Genomic DNA, 19,483 nt, shown 5'->3' with positions numbered 1-19,483 from the left:
CCACCCCATCCGAGGAGTACCGCCCATGAGCCTGCGGGCACGCATCACCGCCCCCGAGGAGCGCGGAGGGGGACGGGAGGACGGCCACATGGTCGCCACGTACCGCGCGAAACTCCTCGAGGAGATCGACCTCGCGGAGATGTCCTCGCTCGCCGCCGCCGACCGCCGGGCGCGGCTGGAACGCGTCCTCGGCCACATCATCAGCCGCGAGGGCCCCGTCCTCTCCACCGTCGAACGCTCCCAGCTCATCCGCCGGGTCGTCGACGAGGCACTCGGCCTGGGCGTCCTCGAACCGCTCCTGGAGGACGCCTCCATCACCGAGATCATGGTCAACGGACCCGACCAGATCTTCGTGGAGCGGGCGGGCCGGGTCGAACAGCTGCCCATGCGCTTCGCCAGCCACGAGCAGCTCATGCAGACGATCGAGCGCATCGTCTCCACGGTCAACCGGCGGGTCGACGAGGCCAATCCGATGGTCGACGCCCGCCTGCCCAGCGGCGAGCGCGTCAACGTGATCATCCCGCCGCTCTCGCTCACCGGCGCCACGCTCACCATCCGGCGCTTCCCGCGGTCCTTCTCGCTCCAGGAGATGATCGGCTTCGGTTCGCTGGACCAGCAGATGCTGCTGCTGCTCGCCGGCCTCGTCCAGGCCAAGTTCAACGTGATCGTCTCCGGGGCCACCGGTACGGGCAAGACCACGCTCCTCAACGCGCTCTCCGGCCTCATCCCCGACGGCGAGCGCATCGTGACCATCGAGGACTCGGCCGAGCTCCAGCTCCAGCAGAACCACGTGATCCGGCTCGAGACCCGCCCGGCGAACGTGGAGGGCAAGGGCCAGGTCACCATCCGCGACCTCGTGCGCAACTCCCTGCGCATGCGCCCCGACCGCATCGTCGTCGGTGAGGTCCGGGGCGGCGAATCGCTCGACATGCTCCAGGCGATGTCCACCGGCCACGACGGCTCGCTGGCCACGGTCCACGCCAACAGCGCGGAGGACGCCCTGATGCGCCTCCAGACCCTCGCGTCGATGTCCGAGATCAAGATCCCCTTCGAGGCCCTGCACGACCAGATCAACAGCGCGGTGGACGTCATCGTCCAGCTGACCCGGCACGCCGACGGGACGAGGAAGGTGACCGAGATCGCGGTCCTCGACTCGCACGGCCGCGACCCCTACCGGATCGTCACCGTCGCCCGGTTCGACGCCCGGCCGATGTCCACCGACGGTGTGGTGCACGGGGAGTTCCGGGCACTCCCCTTGCCGCGCCGGATCGCCGACCGGCTCTACATGGCCGGGCAGCCGATCCCGCAGGCCTTCGGGGTCGCCCCGTCGGACGAATACCTCGCCACCCGAGAGGCCAGATAGGTACCCCGACATGGACAACCTCGCACCGCTCACCATCGGCGTCACGCTGCTGTGCTGCGTACTCGGCGTCCTGGGGCTGCACGCCTACACCTCGGGCAGGGCCCAGCGCGAAGCCCTCGTCGACCGGCTCTCCTCGACGGGGCAGATCGACCTGGGTCCGCGCCGCCGCTTCCGGGGGCTCGACCGCCGGCTGCGCCGTACGAAGCTGGGCAGGAGGATCGAGCTGAAGCTCGCGGCCACCGGCCTCGACATCACCCCGGGCGAGTACTTCTTCTACGTCGTGTGCTCGGTGGCGGCCCTCTGGCTGATCGCCGCCTCCGTCCTGGCCTCGTTCTTCGGCCCGCTGGCCGGGATCATCGGCGTCTGGGGCGCGAACACCTTCCTCAACTGGCACCGCACCAAGCGCACCGAAGCCTTCATCAGCCAGCTCCCGGAGATCTCCAGGGTCCTGGCCAACGCCACCCAGGCAGGGCTCTCGCTGCGCACGTCCATCGCCATGGCCGCCGACGAGCTCGAGGCGCCCGCCGGGGACGAACTCCGCGTCGTCGCCGACCAGCTCGCCGTGGGCCGCACCCTCGACGACGCCCTGGACGAACTCGCCGAACGCCTGCCCTCCCGCGAACTCGTCGTCCTCGTCTCCACGCTCATCCTCTCCAACCGGGCCGGCGGCCAGGTCGTCTCCTCCCTGCGCAACCTCACCATCACCCTGGAGGAACGCAAGGAGACCCGGCGCGAGGTCCGCACCCAGCTCTCGCAGGTCAACACCACCGCCTACGCCGTCCCCGCCATCGGTGTGGGCGCGATGCTCCTCGTCAACTCGATCCTCCCCGGGGCGCTCGACCGGATGACGGGTTCCGTCGCCGGCCAGATCGCGGTCATCGTCTCGCTCGGCCTCTACGCCCTCGGCTTCGTCGCCATCCGCCGCATTTCCAAGATCGATATCTGAGGAGGGGACCGGTATGGAACTGCTGCTCGCACTCGTCGTCGGCCTCAGCGTGTTCGGTGCCTTCAAGGGCGTACGGATGTACCGCGCCGAGGCCACCCTCCCCGGGGACCTCGCGCTGGCACTCGAGGTGGGCTCGACCCGCACCACCGCGGTGGGCTCGGGCCTCGACCGGCTCGGCATGCGCTGGGCACCCCTGGTCCTGCGCCTGATGGGCCCCAAGAAGGTCAACGAGAAGCGCCGCAAGATCGACATGGCGGGCAACCCCGGCGGCCTCACCATCGACCGCTATGCCGCCCGCCGCGCCGTCTACAGCGCGCTCGGTGGCTTCGCCGCCTTCGCGATGCTCACCAGCGGCAAGATCTTCATGGCCCTCTTCATGATCGCCTTCGGTCTGTTCTGGGGCGAGGTGGGCATCTGGGCCGCCGTCCGCAAGCGCCGGGACGACATCGACCGCACCCTCCCCGACTTCCTGGACGTACTCGCCGTCGTCGTCTCCGCCGGCCTCGGCTTCCGCCAGGCCCTCGACCGGGTCGCGGAGAAGTACCAGGGCCCCTGGTCCGACGAACTGCGCATCACGCTGCGCCAGATGGACATGGGCGTGAGCCGCCGCCAGGCCTTCGACGAGCTGCGCAGGCGGAACGACTCCGAACAGGTCGCCATGTTCGTCACCGCCCTCCAGCAGGGCGAGGAACTGGGCGCGCCGATCGTCGACACCCTCATCGCCATCGCGAACGACATGCGCCGCACCGACGCGCAGAACGCCCGGCGCAAGGCGGCCAAGGCGGTCCCCAAGGCCACGCTGATGGTGACCACCTTCATGATCCCGGCCACCATGATCCTCATGGGGGCCGCCATGCTGCTCGGATCCGACACCGACCTCGGATCCCTCACGGGGGAGTGAGCGCCCGCCGATGACGATCTCCCTGCACCCGGACGCCGAGGAGTCACGGCACGCCGCCCTGTCGACCCCGGCGGGCCCCGCACCCACCGTCTCCATCCAGGTCAACGCCCTCTCCGCGCTCGCCCGCCAGGTGTTCCTCTTCCGCCTGGCCATGATCGCCATCGGCACCCCGCAGGCACTCGACAACACGGCCCCCGGCCTCGCGAGCTGGCTGGTGGCCTCCGCGGTCCTGGTGACCGTCGTCGGCTCGTACGCCCTCTACCGCGACTGGGAGCGCTTCGGGCCGCTCCTCGTGCGCTCCCCGCTCCTGCTCGGGGCCGACACGCTCTTCGGCGCGCTCCTCCTGTTCACCGCCACCCCCGAGTCGACCCTCGGATACGCCGTCGTCTGCACCCCGCTGCTGGCCGGACTCCTCTACGGATGGCGGGCGGCCGGCGTCTTCGCGGCCGTCCAGAGCCTGATCCTGGCCGCTGCCTACGGCGCCGAGGGCACGCTCCGGGCCGGCGGCCTGGCCTCCGTGCTGCTGCTCCCCGGCTTCTGCGTACTCGCCGGGGCCGTGGGGGTCGCCCTGCGCAACCTGATGCTCCGTGTCGGCTCCGCCAGCCAGGCGCTGACCGAGACCCGGGCCCGGCTCGCCGTCAGCGTGGCCGTCGAGGACGAACGCGCGCGGCTGGCCCGCGAGATGCACGACTCCGTCGCCAAGACCCTGCACGGCCTCGCCCTCGCCGCCGACGGCCTGGCCCACTCCGCCGACCGCATGGACCCACCCACCGTGAAACACCAGGCGGAACTCGTGGCCCGCTCGGCCCGGCGGGCCGCCGCGGAGTCCCGTGAGCTCCTCTCCGACCTGCGCCGCGAGTCCGGACTCGACGGCGGGATCGACATCGTCGGCGAACTCCGCTCACGAGCCGAAGACTTCGGCCGCCGCCACGGGACCAGCACGGTGTTCCGGACCCTGGGGGACACCCCGGTGCCCCCCGTCCCGCAGGTGGTCGCCCGCCAGCTCCTCACCGTCGCCTCCGAGGCCATGGAGAACGCCCACCGGCACGCCCGTCCCAGCTATCTCGTGGTCCTGGCCGGCATCAAGGGCGACGTCCTGCGCGTCAGCGTGTACGACGACGGCCAGGGCCTGCCCGCGGGCACCACGCTCGACGACCTCCGGCGGGCCGGCCACTTCGGCCTGGTCGGCATGGTCGAGCGGGCGGCCTCCATCGGCGCCCGCATCCGCATCGGAAAGGGCCGGGCGGCCAAGGGGACGGAAGTCCGCCTGGAGATCCCCACCGCCGCCCTCACACCACGCCCGGGCCCGGATCGCCGCCCGGGCGCCCACCCCGTGGCCGATCGCGCATGACGTGGCCACCACTCCCGTCCCCGTCCCCACCACACCCGAGAGGAGGTCGCAGAATGCCGGACGACGTCTCCCGTGCATCGGGCCGGAACTGGGCAGCACAGAACCACGTCTCCCAGCACACCTCCCCGCACTCCCACGCCCCCAGCGCTGAGCGCAGCTCTCCCGGATTCCCGGCCGCCCAGCACCCGTCCCCGTCCGAAGCGCCGCCGCCGTTCCCCGGCGGGCCGGACGTGCCGGCCCGCGAGCCCCTGCGGGTGGTCGTCGCCGACGACAACCCGGTCGTCCGGGCCGGACTCGGAGTCCTGCTCAGCGGGCGCGCCGACATCCAGGTCGTGGCCGAGGCGGCGGACGGACGACAGGCCTACGAGGCGGCCGTACGGCACCGGCCCGACGTCGTCCTGCTCGACGTCCGTATGCCCGGCGTGGACGGCATCTCCGCTCTGCCGCACCTGGTGCAGATTGCACCTGTGATGATGCTGACCTACAGCCGTGAGAGCGACATCGTCCATGAGGCGCTGCGCCTGGGCGCGGGCGGCTACCTGGTCCACGGTGAGTTCACGGCGGACCAGCTGGTGCAGGCCGTACGCGACACGAAGAGCGGCCGGGCCCACTTCACGGCCACGGCGGCCGACGCCCTCCTCGCCCATATGCGCCAAGGACCCGACCAGGCGCCGCGACCCCTTCCGGAAGGCCTGGGGACCGCACTCACGGCCGGCCCGCCGCACGGGGGACCCGGCCACCCGGACCAGCACGCGGAAAGCGGCCCGTACGACGCGGCGCCTCCCGGGGCCCCCGCGCCCGCAGGCCCGCGACCTGCGGGCCTGCCGGAAAGCCTTTCGCAGCTGCAACCTGTTGTGGCACAGTCTTTGACTGAAGGGAGCCGCAGCCCGCTTCCGGCGCCCGACAGGAGCCGCTACGGCCTGAGTTCGAGGGAGGCGGAGGTCATGGACCTCATCGCGTCCGGGATGAGCAACCACCAGATCGCCGCCACCTGCTTCATCAGTGAGAAGACGGTCAAGAACCACATCAACAGGATCTTCACCAAGCTGCACAGCGGCAGCCGAAGCGAAGCGATCGCCCGCTGGCTCGGCACGGCGCCGGGCCCGGGACCTGGGACGAGGGGGACAGGACGCCATGGCTGAACGGGGGAGAGCACGCCTGGGCCGAGGGACCCAACACGCCTTTTGGGCCCGGCTTTGGGCCCTGGGGCCCTGCGCCGAACGGGGCGCCCGGCCGTACGTTTCTCATGTCGCCGACGGCACCGGCCAGGAGGAAGCCGGTAACGCGGGCGGCACCACAGAGACCTACACGTCGACCGCCACCCGGTCGGCCGAACCCGGAGGGGCACACCATGAGCAAGCTGATGCTGAAGGCTTCCATCAACGCCAAGGTCTGGGCGAACACGTCCGTCGAGCGCATGAAGGCCCGGGCGGACCGGGGGCAGGGCGCGGTGGAGTACCTGGGCATCATCGTGGTGGTCGTGGCGATCATCGGGGTGCTCATGACGACGAACTTCGGCAATGCCATCGCGACGGCCATCACCACGCAGATCGGCAAGATCACGGGCGGCTGATCGTCAGAGGTACCAGCGAGGCAGGGCAGGCCTTCCCCATCTACATCGCGGTGGTGGCGGGCCTGCTCTTCCTTGCGTTCGCCTACTTCGCGGTCGGCCAGGCATCGATGAAGAAGAACGAGGCGCAGACGGCCGCCGACGCCGCCGCACTCGCGGCCGCGCAGGACGCGCGAGACCGGTGGACATGGCCCGGTGTATTCGACCTGCACGCGTGGGACGACCTGCTGAGCGGGCGGGAGGTCGGAGCGGGGTCGTGTTCCGCGGCGGACCGGCTCGCGGCGGCGAACGATGCCGAGCAGGTGGTGTGTGATGCGGGCGTCTGGCCCGAAGCGTCCTACACGGTCACCGTCAAGACCAACCGGACCGTGGGCAGCTCGGTGATCGCCGGTACCGGGACGAAGAAGGCCGAGGCCACCGCCAGGGCGGTGATCGAGCCTCGTTGCCGCATCGAAGAGGACATGCATCCCGCGCCGAGTCCCCCGGGGGAAGACGAAGACGGCGACACGGGTGAGGCCGAGGAGCAGAAGTCGTACAAGGCCGTCTGTGATGATGGCGATGACTTCCACATCGACCCGAAAAACCTTGACCTGCTGCCCGACCTGGCAGACCTGTTCTCCGTCCATCTGGCCGACAATTAAGTGAACGTCACCGAGAGGAACGCGCCGATGCGTGCAGCCATGACCCGGATTCGCTTCAAGGGGGCGGCCGTCGCTGCCGCCTCTGTAGCCATGGCTGTCGTACTGACGGCCTGTGGAGGCGACGAGGGTTCCGACAAGCCTGAAAGTAAGCCGGAAGGCTCCACGTCCTCGTCTTCCGAGCAGAAGACCGAACCTCCCGCCCCGGCTGAAGACGACGAGACGGAGGTGCTTGCCTCGATCAAGGGCAAGGACGGTGTTGAAGCTGTGGTCAGTTCGGTCAAGCGTGAGGCCGGCGGTTTCGTGACGGTCAAGGGGAGGGTGAAGAACGGGTCCAAGCAGATCTGGACCGCCTCCGGGTGGCAGGGCATGGAACAGGAAGTCGCCGGCAACGGCGCCTCGATGGCGGGTGCCTCACTTGTCGACCAGACGGGCAAAAAGCGCTACCTCGTGCTGCGGGACACCGACGGTCGATGCCTGTGCACCAAGTTCGAAGGTCTGACGCCAGGAGCGGAGGCTCCGTTCTTCGCCCAGTTCCCCGCCCCGCCGGCGAGCACCACCGAGGTCGACTTCCAGATCCCCACCATGCCCACCGCGACGATCAAGATCTCGGGGTGACGACCGCCATGCAGCCACCCGCCCCCACACCGGCCGCACCGCGAAGCGCGCTCCGCTGCCGTATCGGGCTCTGCGCCGCCGCAGCCGTCGTCCTCGGTTCCTCGGCGCTCTGGGGCGCCACCTCGGCGTCCGCGGACGACAGCCCCACCGCCGTCCCGAGCGCCGCGCCCCCCGTAGAGGTCGATGCGAACTCACCAGGGCTGATGCTCGGTGACGGGGCGACCCTCGGTGACGTCCGCGTGCTCGACATCAAGTCCATCGTCGAGGACATGGGTGGTGAGGAACGCCGCGAGGACACCAACGCCGACATCACCTTCGCCCTGCAGGCGGAGGTTCTCTTCGGCAAGGACAGCGCCAAGCTGAGCAGCGCCGCCACGGCCCGCATCAACGCGATCGCGGCGGAGATCCAGACGCAGAAGGCCCCGAAGGTCCGGGTCTTCGGATTCACGGACAACCTCGGGTCGTCCGCGCACGGCGATGTGCTGTCCAAGGAGCGGGCGAACGCGGTGCAGGGAGTCCTGGTCACCAAGCTCCCGGGCGTCACCTTCGAGATCCGCGGTTACGGCGAGCAGTATCCGATCGCCAGCAACGACACCGAAGAGGGCCGCAAGAAGAACCGTCGTGTGGAGGTCTCCTTCCCGCGCACCAGCGGTTCGCAGAACTGAACGGGGCGAACGGGGTCCAGCTCCTCGGCCGGCCGGCGCCAGGGGCTCGGGCCCCGTTCCTCTGCCTGTGCCGGTAGCCGAAGTGGTGCGAGTGATGATGACGGGAACGAGGAACGGGACGAGGGCGGGGTCCCGAGGTGGGGCCGTGGTCGTGGCGGCGGCGCTTTCCGTGGCCGTGCTCATGGGGGCGGCCGCTGCGGAGGACGTCCCCGCCTACCGGCAGGCCCCGGGAGCGCGGTCCGTCAAGGGCACGGAGTCGAGCATCGACGGCCCGCTCCTGGACAGATCGTCCCTCTACACCGACTCCGTCGGCCCGGGTGAGAAGAAGTACTACCGGGTTCGCCTCGACGGCGTGTCGGACGCCTACGTCTCCACCGTGGTCGCGCCACCCCCCGGCACCGCGATCGGCTTCGCCGACGGTGTCCGGCTCTCACTGGCCTCCGCCGACGGCACGACGTGCGGTACCGACCGGAGCCTGACGTTCGGTGGTGGCGAGACGACCCGGCCGATCGCGGGGTTCGCGTCCCGGCGCATCGAGCACGGCAGTGGTTGCCAGGAGGCAGGGGAGTACTTCTACACGGTGGAGCGGACCGGATCCGCTTCCTCCGGCGCCGCCGGGAAGCCCTGGCCCGTCGAGCTGACGTACCTGGCCGAGCCCGGTCTCGTACCCGGCGGCGACACACCGCGGGTGCCGACCGGCTGGAGCTCCGAGGCTCCGCCCGCCCCCACCGGCTCAAGGGAGGAGAGCGTTGCCGGAGGCACGGGGTTCAACGACGCGGCGGCCGTCCGCGAAGGTGTGTGGCGCGACGAGATCAGCCCCGGTGAGAGCCGCTTCTACCGGGTGCCCGTCGCCTGGGGTCAGCAACTCCTCCTGCGGGCCCGACTGGCCGGCTCGGATGCGGGCGACTCCTTCTTCGCGGCCGACGGCTTGCGCCTGGAGCTCTACAACACGGCCCGCGGCCGGGTCACCGACACGACGGTCGGCTACACGGGCAGCCCCGCGGGGGTGCGACTGGGCACCGCGCCCGCGGCCTACGCCAACCGGTTCGAGGGCGACACCGAGGCGGAGAGCGCGATGCGCTTCCAGGGCTGGTACTACGTCCAGGTGACACTCGCCGCGCGTGCCCGGAGCACCGTCCCGCTGACCCTGGACGTCGACCTCCGGGGGGCGGCGCAGGCCGGCCCGCCGTACGACGGCGACCCGGAGGCGGCCGGCTTCGGTCTCGGCGATCCGTCCGGGGGGACGGGGGACGACTCCCGGATGCGGGTGGTGGGACTCGCGGGCGTCGGCACCGGCACGGTGCTGGTCCTGGCCCTGGGCGCCTGGCACTACGCGGCCCGCCGCCGTTCGAGCGGGCCGGATCGGAGCAGGTGACCAGCCCTGCCGGCCACGACGCCCGGGACCGCTCGCGGAAGCACCCACGGCCGGCGGCCGGACGGTGCATCTCCTCCCGGTGCTTCTCCTTCCGGTGATTTTCCTTCAGGCGGGGCGGCGCAGGAGGGCCTGGACGCCCGGCCCCGGCAGCGGGGCACCGAAGCCGGGCCAATTCGCCGGGATGAGTGGTTGATCGGTGCGCTGCCCTCCGGCAGCCGGCTGGTCCTCAGTCACCTCACCGACGACCTGAACCCGGAGAAGGTGCGGGCGGTCCAGCGGACGTACACCGAGCGCGGTTTCACTTTCGTACTGCGTTCCCACGCAGACGTGGAGCGCTTCTTCACGGAGAACGGGCTGCGGCTCGCCGGACCGGCTGTGGTCCCGGCGCACCGCTGGCGCCCTGACCACGCGGCTCCGGCCCCCAACCGGCCCGATGCGTCCTACCTCGCGAGTCTTCGCGACATCGAGAAGGTCCGCTACGCGGACATCAGTGACGTCACGGACGCGGACATCAACATCTACGCGGGCCTGGGGATCAAGGACTGACGACTGACGGGGTCCGGACGGCGAGCCGGGACCGCTCCCACCCCTTCCGCTCCCGTGCCTGCTTCTGTGCCCACTCCCGCTCCCGCTCCTGATCCGGCGCGCGGATGGGTCCCTGTTTGGGTCCGTGGGCCCACGCTTCCACGCGGCCCGGCGTCGTACGGTCGAGGCTCAATCTGCCCAATACTGAGGCGAGTTGAGGTCGATCGTGTCCACCCTGGGGGGAACTCCCGCTTTCGGCGGTGCCTGGCAGCCACCTGCTGACCGGCGTCAAGACATGCCACAACTGCTGAGCGTGGCGCGCATCCTCGTGCACGTGCTGTTCGCCGTCACGGTGTTCGGCGGGGTGGGACTGCTGCTGGCGGCGTCCGCCGCCGAGGCACTGGACGCCACCATGCTCGCCCTCGTCGCCTACGGGGCCGCGCCCGGTGTCACCGGATGGGTGCTGGTGCGCAGGGTGCGTACGGGCGGTGCGTGGGTGTGGCGAGGGCTGCTCGCCGTACAGGCGTGGCTGCTGCTCGGCGGGGTGTCCAGCCTGCGGGACGGTTCGTTCCGGGGCCTCACGCAGATGTTCCTGCCGCTGCTGATCCTCGTCTTCCTCAGCCGCGCGTCCAGCAGGGCGTGGTTCCGGCTGGACCCGTCCCAGCGAGAGGGTGACGGGGACGGGCACGGGGCGTTCTCCCTGCCCCGGATGATCACCTGGCGGCGCGACCGGGGCCAGTCGACCGTCGAGTACGCCGGCCTGATCGCGCTCGTGGCGATCATCATCCTCGCTCTCGTCCTCGGCGGGGTGGGCGGCCAGATCTCCCACAGCCTCCAGTCCGCCATCTGCTCCCTGACCGGCACCGGCTGCCCCGCCACGGGGGACGGCAGGGAGGCGGTGGAGGCCGGCGGCGACACGGGACCCCAGGAGCCCGGCGGTGGCACCGAGGGCGGTGCCACCGGGAGTTCGGGAGGTACCGGAGCCGCAGGTGGCACGGGCAGCACCGGAAGTGCGGGCAGCACCGGAGGCGCGGGCAGCACCGGAGGCGCGGGCAGCACCGGTGGCGCGGGCGGTACCGGCGGCACCAACGGCACAGGTGGCGCAGGAGGCACGGGTGCCGGCGGCACAGAAGGCACCGGCGGCACAGCAGGCTCCGGCGGCACAGGCGGCACAGGCGGCACAGGCGGCACAGGCCGGACAGGCGGCACAGGCGGCAGGGATGCCGTCACGCCCCTGCCGGCGGGGTGGGACGAGCCGGACGAGGAGAAGACCGACGCCGCCGAGGACGAGCCGGGCTGGGAGGACGACGAGGCGGAGAGCGGCGGGGGAGACGATGACGACGAGGACTGCTTCTCCGGCTTCGGCGCCTTCTTCTCCTGCGCCGGCGACAGGGTCGGCCAGGTGGGCGGCGGCCTGTTCGTCGACGGTGTGTGGGGCGACGTCACCGGCATCTGGGACACGGTCACGGACCTCCCCGGCACCTGGGACGGACTCAAGGACTACGGGAGCTCGCTCGGTGACGCGTGGTCCGAGGGCACCAAGGACGCCGGTGACAAGTGGCGAAAGGGCGACTACTGGGACGCCCTGACCGACTGGGGCGGCTCCTCGGTGGACACCGGGCTGACGGTGCTCGACGACATGTTCGTCGGCGACGACGTCAAGGACCGGTGGAACAACGGCCAGAAGACCCGGGCGGCCACCGACGTCGTCTGGAACGTCGGGTCCCTCTTCATCCCCGGCTACGGAGAGGCGAAGGTCGCCCAGAAACTCGGCAAGATCGGCAAACTGGGCAAGCTGGGCAAGCTCGGGAAGGCCGCCCAGAAGGCGGGCAAGGCGGCGGAACGGGCACGCAAGGCCGCCGGCAAGGGCGACGTCGACGGGGCGAGGAAGGCCGCGGAGGAGGCCCAGCGGCACGCCGACGACGCCGCCGAGGAGCTGGCGGGCAAGGGCTGTCTGATCGGCGCCGGCCCCCTCGGCGCCGACCCTCCCGACACCGGCCCTCTCCTCGCCGGCCCTCTCGGCACCGTCCCGCTCGACGGCCCGCCCGGCACCGCACCGCCCGGCACCGGGTGGCGGCAGCCCTCCTACGCCGCCGGTGTGAACGCGGCAGCGCACGCGTCGGTGGCGTACCGCGTGCAGGGGGCGCCCGTCCTTCTCCGTGCGGAGAAGAAGTGCGAGGGTGTCGACCAGGAGGAGATCGACGCGGCGGAGCAGGCGCAGAAGGACGCCGACGCCGCCAAGGAGGCCGCGAAGGAGGCCAGCCGCAAGAAGGTGGCCAAGTGGGCGAAGCCCTCCTGGTACGGCGACCTGAAGAACCCGCGCAAGGGGTCCAAGGACCTCGGTGACGGCACCTGGAAGGCCAAGAAGTCGGTGGCGTACTGGCCGGGTACGGAACGCTGGATGCGTTACCAGGAGCAGGTCTCCGGGGTGAAGCGCGGCAAGGAGTACGCGGTGAAGGACCCGCGCACCGGCCGTGACGTCGACTTCGACGGATGGGACTCGGCGTCGGGGACGTACAAGGAGGCGAAGTTCGGTTACGGGAAGAAGGTCCGGCCGGACGGCACCCTGGAGCCGGCGCAGGCGGCGAAGTTCGTGGAGCAGGCACAGCGTCAGGTGCGTGCGGCCGGTGGGAGACCGGTCGAGTGGAACTTCTCGAACAAGAAGGTCGCGGACGCGGCGCAGAAGGCGTTCGACGACGCGGACGTGGACGTGGTCGTGAAGCACACTGAGGTGGAGAAGTAGCGGCAGCGGACGAACGAGGGCGGAGAGGCGCGCATGTCCGGCGAAGTGGTAGTGAAGGTGTCCTGGGGGCCCCGGCCCGAGTCACCCCTGGAGCTGGCGGAGCGCTGGCTGGTGACGCTCGGCCGGCTCACGGACCTGTCGGCCGGGGCTGCGGTCGACTGGCGCTGGGACGTCGACGGCGGCAGGGGTGAGACCGTGCCGGACAAGGCCGAGGACGTCGCCGCCGTCGTCGAGGCCGGAGGGCCGGAGGAGGACGCCGACCTCGTCGGCTGGTCGGCCGCCGTCGTCGGCACGTGGCCGGGCGGCGGTTACGCCTACCTGCGGGCGAAGGGGGGCGGCAGCGACGAGTACACGCCGTTCACGGCGACGCTCCAGCTGTTCCCGGCGCCTGCGGCGGCACCCGGCTCGCAGCCCGGAGCGGAGGCTCCGCTCACCGGCCGGCTGCCCGAGGCGCTCGCCGTCCTCGCCGAGTCCTGGGGAGCCGACACCGGACTGACGTACGACCGGGAGCTGTTCGGCGCGGTCAAGGCGGCCTTCGGCCTCCGCAACTCGCAGCCGCGCTGCGGATGGGCCACCTACCTCTCCGCGAACCGCGCCGCCCTGGTCCCCGACGCCTTCGAGGGTCCGCGCCGGATCACGTCGGGCGGCGGGGTGGTCCTGGAGACGGGCGACTCCGTCGAGGCCGTCACGTCCGCGCAGCGGACACTGGCCGAGGCGGGTGCGCTGGAGCCCCTGCCCGCGGCGGCACCGCGGCCCGTGTGGTGAGCGGGGCGCTCGAGCTCCAGGCCAGGGTGCGGGAGGACGTCTCGGCGATCGAGGCACTGCGGACCGGCTCGCCGGCCCCGCCCTGGACGGGCCGCGCCGACACCACCCGCTCCGCCTGGGGCGAGGACTTCGCGATCGTCGCGCTCCGGGTGGGTCAGGACTTCTACGGCGGCGACGACGGTGCGGACGCCGAGCACGAGGCGTTCGAGACCGAGCGCTGGGGCGTGGTCCTCGCCCTGGACGCGCGGTGGGGGCCGCACGGCGAGCTGCCCACGGACGCGTACGCCGAACGCGAGGCGGAGGGGGCGCCCGTACCCCCGTTCTACGAGGCGCTCTTCGAACTCGGCTACTACGGGGACCTCCAGGTCTGGGAGGCGGGCGCCGGGCGCACGGTCGGAGTCGGCACCGGACGGGCGGACCGCGAGGAACCCGTCGTGCTCTTCGCCGTGGCGCTGCCGACGGCGGTGTCCGCCGGCTGACACCCCGGCGGTCAGAGCCAGCCGCGGGCGGCCGCGAAGCCGAGGAGGAGCCCCAGCGAGAACAGCCCGAGCACGGCGGCGAACACCGCCGGCATCAGGGCCGGGCCCCACGCGCCCGGCCCCGCCACGGTGGCCCGCCGTACCGGGTCCGCCGGGTCGTAGGAGACGCGCACCGGCGCCCCGACCCGGAAGCCGAACGGGCCGGGGGCGTGGTCGGTGAACTCCACCTCCGCCCCGTCCGGGGTGCGGAAGGCGAAGACGTACTCGGTGGCGTAGCGCCACTCCATCCCCGACCCCCGGTCGACCACGCGCCGGTCCGCGCACCGGCCCTCGGCGCGCTCGCCGCGCCTCACCAGCCGCAGGACCCGGCCCAGCCGGAGGGCGGACCGGACGGCGAACGCGCCGAGGAACAGGCCGAACAGCAGCAGGAAGGTGGCGGTGCCACCGGGCAGTACGTCCATGGAAGGTGCTCCGCAGCGGGTTACTTGACGGTGATGGACTTGACGAACGCGTCGAGGTCGGCGGGGCTCAGCGCGCCCTTCACCGCGTTGATCCGGATGGCGAACGGTACGTCCCGCGAGTCGACCCCCGCCACCACCACCCCGGACATCCGGGTGCCCTTCGCCGGCGTCCGGTCCTCGCCGCCCGAGGTGAACTCGTAGTCGATGCGGCGGGCTTCGCGGGCGCTCTCCTCGCCTGCCAGGCGCACGTCCCGGGTGTCCTTCCGGGTCGCCCCGAGACCGATCCCGGCCCCCGCCGCGGCCGCTGCCTCGCCGGCGTCGCCGACGCCCGTGGCGAAGTCCAGCTGCACCGAGACCATGCCGGTGCGCAGCCCCTTCTCCTCCTTGAGGGCCACGGCGGCGTTGGCCTTCGCCCGCTCGGCGGCCGGCTGGGGGGCGTACCCGCGGTCCGCCGGGTAACCCACGGACACGCTCCTCGTGTCGAGCGTCTTCCACCCCGCCGGGACCGCGGCGGCGTCCCCGCCGCCGCAACCGGTGAGCAGCGTCAGACCGAGCGCGGCGACGGCGAACGCGCCGGGCGCCTTGCACTTCGTCAACGTCATCGCCTCTTCGTCGTGCGCGTTCACTGTGCGCAGTAGCTGTACGGGAGGTACGCGCGCTTGTCGCCCCGCGGAGCTCCGAGGAACCGCGCGTCGGTCAGCGTCTCCTTCTTGTGCTCGTCGGAGACGGAGAAGCCCAGACTCATGCCGAGCGACACCTCGAAACCGAACTCCTGGGCGTCCGTCTCACCGAGGTAGAGCATGGTGCTGGAGAGGCCGTCCTGGAACATCAGCTGCTCGAAGGGGTCGGTGCCGGCGGGCTTCTGCTGGAGGGAGTGGTCGCCGAACATGTACGCGAACGGAGCCGTGTTGTCGCCGGAGCCGTCCAGCCACTGCTCGGCGACGGCCCGCTTGGCCTCCGTGTCCTCGTCGGTCTCCTTGCCGAAGACGATCGAGTTCGTCCGGACCTCGATGCCGGTGTCGCCGGAGGAGTCGGTCACGCTGCCCTTGCCACCGCGTTTGTCCTTTCCCTTCTCGCCGTTGTCGCCGCCGGCTTCGCCCTTGTCGGATGTCGAGGTCTTCTCCACCGTCTGCGTCATGTCGATGCGGACGATCTTCCCGGTCTTCTGGTCACGGGTGACGGTGAGGGCCCCCGTGCGGGTGTCCTTCGCCCCCGCCGTGCCGCCGAGCGGGCCCGCGTTGCCGCCGACCTTGCCCTCCAGCTCGAGCTTCGCGGTGTACGTGTAGGACTCGTTCTCCTTCACGTCGTCCTTGGTGATCGTCACGTCCGGGGAGAACTTGGCCTTGCCGCCCAGCTTGGCGCCGAGCTTGTTCTCGTCACCCGCCTTGATGGAGAGTCCGCCGTCCGCGTACACGTTGATGCCGAGCGTCGAGTAGGAGATCTTCTTGTCGCCGATCTTCTTCTCGATGTCCTCCGTCTTCTCCGCCCACTTCATGCCGGAGTACCAGCCGCCGCCGTAACCGCCGCTGTGCTTCATCGAGGTCTCCCACATCTTCATCTCCTCGATGTCGTCCCTCATCTTCTGGGCGTCGGCCTCGCTCCTGAACACCCAGGTGTCACCGTTGGTGATCTTGATGCCGCCGCCGATGTCGACGTCCGCCTTGCCGAGTTTGCCGAGCTTGGCGCCCGGCGTACTGGCGTTGACGCCGGCCGACGCGGCGTCGGTGAACGTCATGTAGACGAGCTTGTCGTTCTCGTCGACCTTCCCGTCCTCGTTCACATCGGCCTTGGCCTGGGCGACCTTCTGCTGGAAGCCGTACTCCTCACCCCACTCGAACCACCCGATCTTCACCTTCCCGCCCGCGGTGTCCGAGATGCTCGACACCTGGCAGAGCGCCGGCTCGTAGTCGGCGTCCGTCTTCGGCTTCGCCGTACCGTTCCCGCCCGCCGTGCACCCGGCGCCGTCCCCGGTGAGTGAGCTGATCGCACACCGGATGCCCTCGCCGATCCGGCCGCCGAGACCGGCCGTCGCGAGTGCGCCGATCAGTGCGACGACCAGGACGATGACACCCAGGTACTCCGTGGCGGTGGCACCGGCGTCACGCCAGTGGTAGGAGCGGCCGTGCGGCGCCTGGGCGGGGGATCCCGTGCCCCGCCCCTCCACCAGCCGGTCCAGCGCCAGCCCCACGGCCGAGCCGGTGACCATCGAGACGACCGGCATGAGCAGGCCCTCGGTGCCGACGACGTCCCACGACACGGCGTATCCGTAGGCGAGTCCGGCGACGGGGACGGCGAGCGCGCCCAGGAGGCGCAGGACGGGCGACTCGCGCTGCGGATCGGGAAGGGCGCGGGAGGCCGCGAGGACGGTCAGCGCGGTGACGGCGACCCCGGGAAGGTGCAGCAGGGCCAGCCGCCAGCCGAACAGCTGGAGCCGGTCGTCGGTCGCGAGTGTCTCCACGAGCGCCCGCGTCAGCACGAACCCGGCGGCGATGTAGACGAGTGCGCCGGCCGCCCAGCTGCGGCTCAGCGGGAAGAACCAGCCACCCCCGCCCTGGGCGGGTACGGGTGGTACCCGGCCCGGGACCCTGCTTCCCCAGTCGCTGCCACCGCTCACGGTTCACCCTCTCGCCGACGCCCGCCCTCTTGCTTCCCGGGGCCGAATGTACGGCGGTGAAGCGCGCCCGACCTGGGCCCCCGGCCCCAATTACGGGCCCAACCGGCGGCCGGTGCGGCCGGGTTGGGATCGTGCTCGCCGGGCCGGCGCGCGTTCCGCCCGTCTCGCGGGGCGCGCCCGCACGGGGTTCGGCCACCTTCGCCCGCCGCCGCCTCCGCCGGACGGACGACGACCCCGCGGTCGCGACCGACCCGGGCGCCGAGGGACCCGCGGCGGGGCAGGAAGCCGAAACCCTCGCACCCCCGCACCCCGGCCCACCGTGGCCGGTGGGCACGTCGCCACCGTCAGTACCGAGCCCCACCCCGCACGGCCGCCGCACCCGCTCCGTCCGGCCCTCGGCCCGTCCGGCGCATGCCCGCCGTGCGTCCGGCCCCGGCCCGTCCGGCACCCGTCCCGTCCCGCGCCCCACACACGGACGCCCCGCGGTCCCCCGGAGGCCGGTGCCCGGCCCGGATCGGTGGCGACACGGCGGCGGGCTCATAATCGGCGACATGCCCCCTCCGCAGACGCGCCCCCGCCCGGCGGCGCCCGAATCCGGCCGCGCCCGGCACCGCGCCGTGGCGCTGCTCACCGCCGCCGCCCCCGCACTGGGTGCCTACGCGGCGGTCCGGGCCGTCGGGCTCGTCGTCTTCCTGGTGGCGGCCTCGGCCGCCGGGAAGGACCCCGCGCGCCTGCTCGGCGGGCGCTGGGACTCCGTCTGGTACCAGCGGATCGCCGAGCACGGCTACGGCTACACCGTCACCCTCCCGGACGGCGGCGTCCACTCCGACCTCGCCTTCTTCCCGCTCCTTCCGGTGCTGGAACGCGGCCTGGCCGCGGTCGGTCCGCTCACCCTCCAGGGCGCCGGGATCGCCCTCGCCTGGCTGGCCGGGCTCCTCGCGGCCTGGGGGATCCACGCCGTCGGCACAGAGATCCGTGGGCGGCGCACCGGGATAGTGCTGGCCGCGCTGTGGGGGGCCTACCCGACGGCGTTCGTGCAGTCGATGGCCTACACCGAGACCCTGTTCACGGCACTCGCGGCCTGGTCCCTGCACGCCGTGCTCCGGGGCCGGTGGACGACCGCCGGTGCGCTGTGCGTGTTCGCGGGGCTGACGCGGCCCTCGGCGGCCGCGCTCATCGCCGCCCTCACCGTCACCGCCGCCGTCACCCTCGTACGGGAGTACCGGCTCGGCGGCGGGGAACGCCTGCTGCGGCGCAACGCCCACATGGTGCTGGGGGTCTTCCTGGCACCGCTGGGCTGGCTGGCCTACGTGGTGTTCGTCGGCGTGCGGGAGGGCGGCCCCCTCGCCTACTTCCAGGTGCAGGCCCAGTGGGGCAACAGCATCGACGGGGGCCGGGCGCTGGCCGGGTTCATCCTCGGCCTGCCGTGGCCGGCCGTTCTGGGGCTGTGCGCGGCTCTGGGCCTCCTGGGGTGGCTGGTGTTCCTGTGCGTGCGGCAGCGGCAGCCGCTCCCCGTGCTCGTGTACGGCATCGCGATCGTCGTGATCTCGCTCATCGGCTCGGGCTACTTCGGCTCACGCCCGCGCCTGATGATGCCCGCCTTCCCGCTGCTCCTGCCGCCGGCCGCGGCCCTGGCGGGGCCGCGCGCGACGGCGCGCACGGTGACGGTCGTCGCGGTGCTGGCCCTGGGCTCCGCCGCGTACGGGGCGTGGACGCTGCTGGGGCCGGGGCCGCCGTGACCCGGGCGTACGGATCCACCCGCCCCGGGAGTTCCCGGCCGTCCACGTGCACCGGGGCCAGGGCGCTGCCGGCGACCGAGGGCCGTCACCGCGCAGGCGGTGAAGCCTCCGTGACGGGCACGGAGACCCGCACCCGCGTGCCCGGCCGCAGGCCCCAGCGCTCCATCGCACCGGCCTCCGCCTCGACCACGTGGCGGGCGCGCGGCCTGGGCAGCCCGAGGCGGCCCGGGTGCATCGTGCGGACCGCCAGGACGTTCAGCTTCCGGTCCAGGTAGGCCACGTCGATGGTGAACCGCATCCGGAAGGTGTGCACACTCGCGCACGGAGTGATCAGCAGCGCCCCGTCGATTCCGTCAGCGCCGAGCAGTCCCCGTGTCCTCGCCCGGTAGGAGGCGGCGATCCGCAGCGGCACCTCCCGCGCCTCGGCGTCCGTTCCCACCGTCAGTGTCCCGCTGCCGTTCCGCCATCTCCCCATGGCACCGACGGTAGACCTCCCGGACGGCCCGTGGGTCCGCAACGGCCCGCAGTGGGCCCCAGGGCCCAAGACCGGCCCGGGCACGGCGGATTAGTGTCGGCGCCGTGGACGTCACCCTCATCGCGGTCGCCGGGGTCTGGGGCGCCGCCGCCGGACTGCTGCTCCCGCGCGCCGCCTACCGCCTCTCCGTCGAGCCCGGCGAGCCGTGGCGGGTCACCAGCCCGCGCGGGCGCGCCCTCACCGGGCCCGCCCGCG

At 72.1% G+C, this 19,483-nt stretch carries 18 protein-coding genes and 2 pseudogenes; 16 read left to right on the top strand and 4 right to left on the bottom strand.

The window, feature by feature from the left end; translation table 11 throughout:
- Positions 1-25: 25 nt before the first annotated feature.
- The 14 genes and pseudogenes from ABZ371_RS06485 to ABZ371_RS06420 all read left to right on the top strand — a co-directional run bounded on the left by ABZ371_RS06485 (position 26) and on the right by ABZ371_RS06420 (position 13,939).
- Complete coding sequence (locus ABZ371_RS06485; protein WP_358674360.1) at positions 26-1,363, top strand: CpaF family protein; 1,338 nt, start codon at positions 26-28, stop codon at positions 1,361-1,363.
- Positions 1,364-1,373: 10 nt separating this feature from the next.
- Positions 1,374-2,309 carry a type II secretion system F family protein gene (locus ABZ371_RS06480; protein WP_358674357.1) on the top strand — a complete coding sequence of 312 codons (936 nt, stop codon included), beginning with the start codon at positions 1,374-1,376 and terminating at the stop codon, positions 2,307-2,309.
- 13 nt (positions 2,310-2,322) lie between these two features.
- The gene (locus ABZ371_RS06475; protein WP_358674355.1) at positions 2,323-3,210 is read left to right on the top strand and encodes a DUF5936 domain-containing protein; all 888 of its coding nucleotides are present in this window, start codon (positions 2,323-2,325) and stop codon (positions 3,208-3,210) included.
- A gap of 10 nt (positions 3,211-3,220) precedes the next feature.
- Positions 3,221-4,561 carry a histidine kinase gene (locus ABZ371_RS06470; RefSeq protein WP_358674352.1) on the top strand — a complete coding sequence of 447 codons (1,341 nt, stop codon included), beginning with the start codon at positions 3,221-3,223 and terminating at the stop codon, positions 4,559-4,561.
- A gap of 53 nt (positions 4,562-4,614) precedes the next feature.
- Positions 4,615-5,703, top strand: a complete 1,089-nt coding sequence (locus tag ABZ371_RS06465) for a response regulator transcription factor (protein WP_358674349.1) — start codon at positions 4,615-4,617, stop codon at positions 5,701-5,703.
- Between the two features lie 209 nt (positions 5,704-5,912).
- Positions 5,913-6,134 (top strand): hypothetical protein, encoded by a 222-nt coding sequence (locus ABZ371_RS06460; protein ID WP_358674414.1) that lies wholly within the window; start codon positions 5,913-5,915, stop codon positions 6,132-6,134.
- A complete protein-coding gene (locus tag ABZ371_RS06455; protein WP_358674411.1) occupies positions 6,131-6,772 on the top strand; it encodes a pilus assembly protein TadG-related protein in 642 nt (213 codons plus the stop codon). Before ABZ371_RS06460 ends, ABZ371_RS06455 begins: the two co-directional genes overlap by 4 nt.
- A complete protein-coding gene (locus ABZ371_RS06450; RefSeq protein ID WP_358674346.1) occupies positions 6,773-7,387 on the top strand; it encodes a hypothetical protein in 615 nt (204 codons plus the stop codon). It begins immediately after the preceding gene.
- Between the two features lie 8 nt (positions 7,388-7,395).
- Positions 7,396-8,052 carry an OmpA family protein gene (locus tag ABZ371_RS06445; RefSeq protein ID WP_358674408.1) on the top strand — a complete coding sequence of 219 codons (657 nt, stop codon included), beginning with the start codon at positions 7,396-7,398 and terminating at the stop codon, positions 8,050-8,052.
- 151 nt (positions 8,053-8,203) lie between these two features.
- On the top strand, positions 8,204-9,427 hold the full coding sequence (locus ABZ371_RS06440; RefSeq protein WP_358674343.1) for a hypothetical protein: 1,224 nt from the start codon (positions 8,204-8,206) through the stop codon (positions 9,425-9,427).
- 159 nt (positions 9,428-9,586) lie between these two features.
- A pseudogene (locus ABZ371_RS06435) lies at positions 9,587-9,973 on the top strand (SAM-dependent methyltransferase); the annotation flags it as partial.
- Between the two features lie 274 nt (positions 9,974-10,247).
- Complete coding sequence (locus tag ABZ371_RS06430; RefSeq protein ID WP_358674340.1) at positions 10,248-12,695, top strand: Tox-REase-5 domain-containing protein; 2,448 nt, start codon at positions 10,248-10,250, stop codon at positions 12,693-12,695.
- A gap of 33 nt (positions 12,696-12,728) precedes the next feature.
- Positions 12,729-13,460 (top strand): hypothetical protein, encoded by a 732-nt coding sequence (locus ABZ371_RS06425; RefSeq protein ID WP_358674337.1) that lies wholly within the window; start codon positions 12,729-12,731, stop codon positions 13,458-13,460.
- Positions 13,454-13,939 (top strand): hypothetical protein, encoded by a 486-nt coding sequence (locus tag ABZ371_RS06420; protein ID WP_358674334.1) that lies wholly within the window; start codon positions 13,454-13,456, stop codon positions 13,937-13,939. Before ABZ371_RS06425 ends, ABZ371_RS06420 begins: the two co-directional genes overlap by 7 nt.
- A gap of 11 nt (positions 13,940-13,950) precedes the next feature.
- On the opposite strand, the gene ABZ371_RS06415 is transcribed toward ABZ371_RS06420, so the two are convergent.
- The 3 genes from ABZ371_RS06415 to ABZ371_RS06405 are packed head-to-tail and all read right to left on the bottom strand — an operon-like array spanning position 13,951 to position 17,014.
- Positions 13,951-14,400: a DUF3592 domain-containing protein gene (locus tag ABZ371_RS06415; protein WP_358674331.1), complete on the bottom strand. Its 450-nt coding sequence runs from the start codon at positions 14,398-14,400 to the stop codon at positions 13,951-13,953.
- A gap of 20 nt (positions 14,401-14,420) precedes the next feature.
- On the bottom strand, positions 14,421-15,002 hold the full coding sequence (locus ABZ371_RS06410) for a hypothetical protein (protein WP_358674329.1): 582 nt from the start codon (positions 15,000-15,002) through the stop codon (positions 14,421-14,423).
- Between the two features lie 20 nt (positions 15,003-15,022).
- Positions 15,023-17,014: a hypothetical protein gene (locus ABZ371_RS06405; RefSeq protein ID WP_358674326.1), complete on the bottom strand. Its 1,992-nt coding sequence runs from the start codon at positions 17,012-17,014 to the stop codon at positions 15,023-15,025.
- Between the two features lie 551 nt (positions 17,015-17,565).
- Here ABZ371_RS06405 and ABZ371_RS06400 point away from each other — a divergent pair.
- Positions 17,566-18,753, top strand: a complete 1,188-nt coding sequence (locus tag ABZ371_RS06400; RefSeq protein ID WP_358674323.1) for a hypothetical protein — start codon at positions 17,566-17,568, stop codon at positions 18,751-18,753.
- Between the two features lie 85 nt (positions 18,754-18,838).
- On the opposite strand, the gene ABZ371_RS06395 is transcribed toward ABZ371_RS06400, so the two are convergent.
- The gene (locus tag ABZ371_RS06395; protein WP_358674320.1) at positions 18,839-19,228 is read right to left on the bottom strand and encodes a DUF192 domain-containing protein; all 390 of its coding nucleotides are present in this window, start codon (positions 19,226-19,228) and stop codon (positions 18,839-18,841) included.
- A gap of 104 nt (positions 19,229-19,332) precedes the next feature.
- On the opposite strand from ABZ371_RS06395, the pseudogene ABZ371_RS06390 reads away from it, so the two are divergent.
- Positions 19,333-19,483: pseudogene (locus tag ABZ371_RS06390) on the top strand (prepilin peptidase); the annotation flags it as partial.

This window comes from Streptomyces sp. NPDC005899 (assembly GCF_040629645.1).
GTDB lineage: Bacteria > Actinomycetota > Actinomycetes > Streptomycetales > Streptomycetaceae > Streptomyces.
This window is presented reverse-complemented; position numbering and strand designations above follow the sequence as displayed.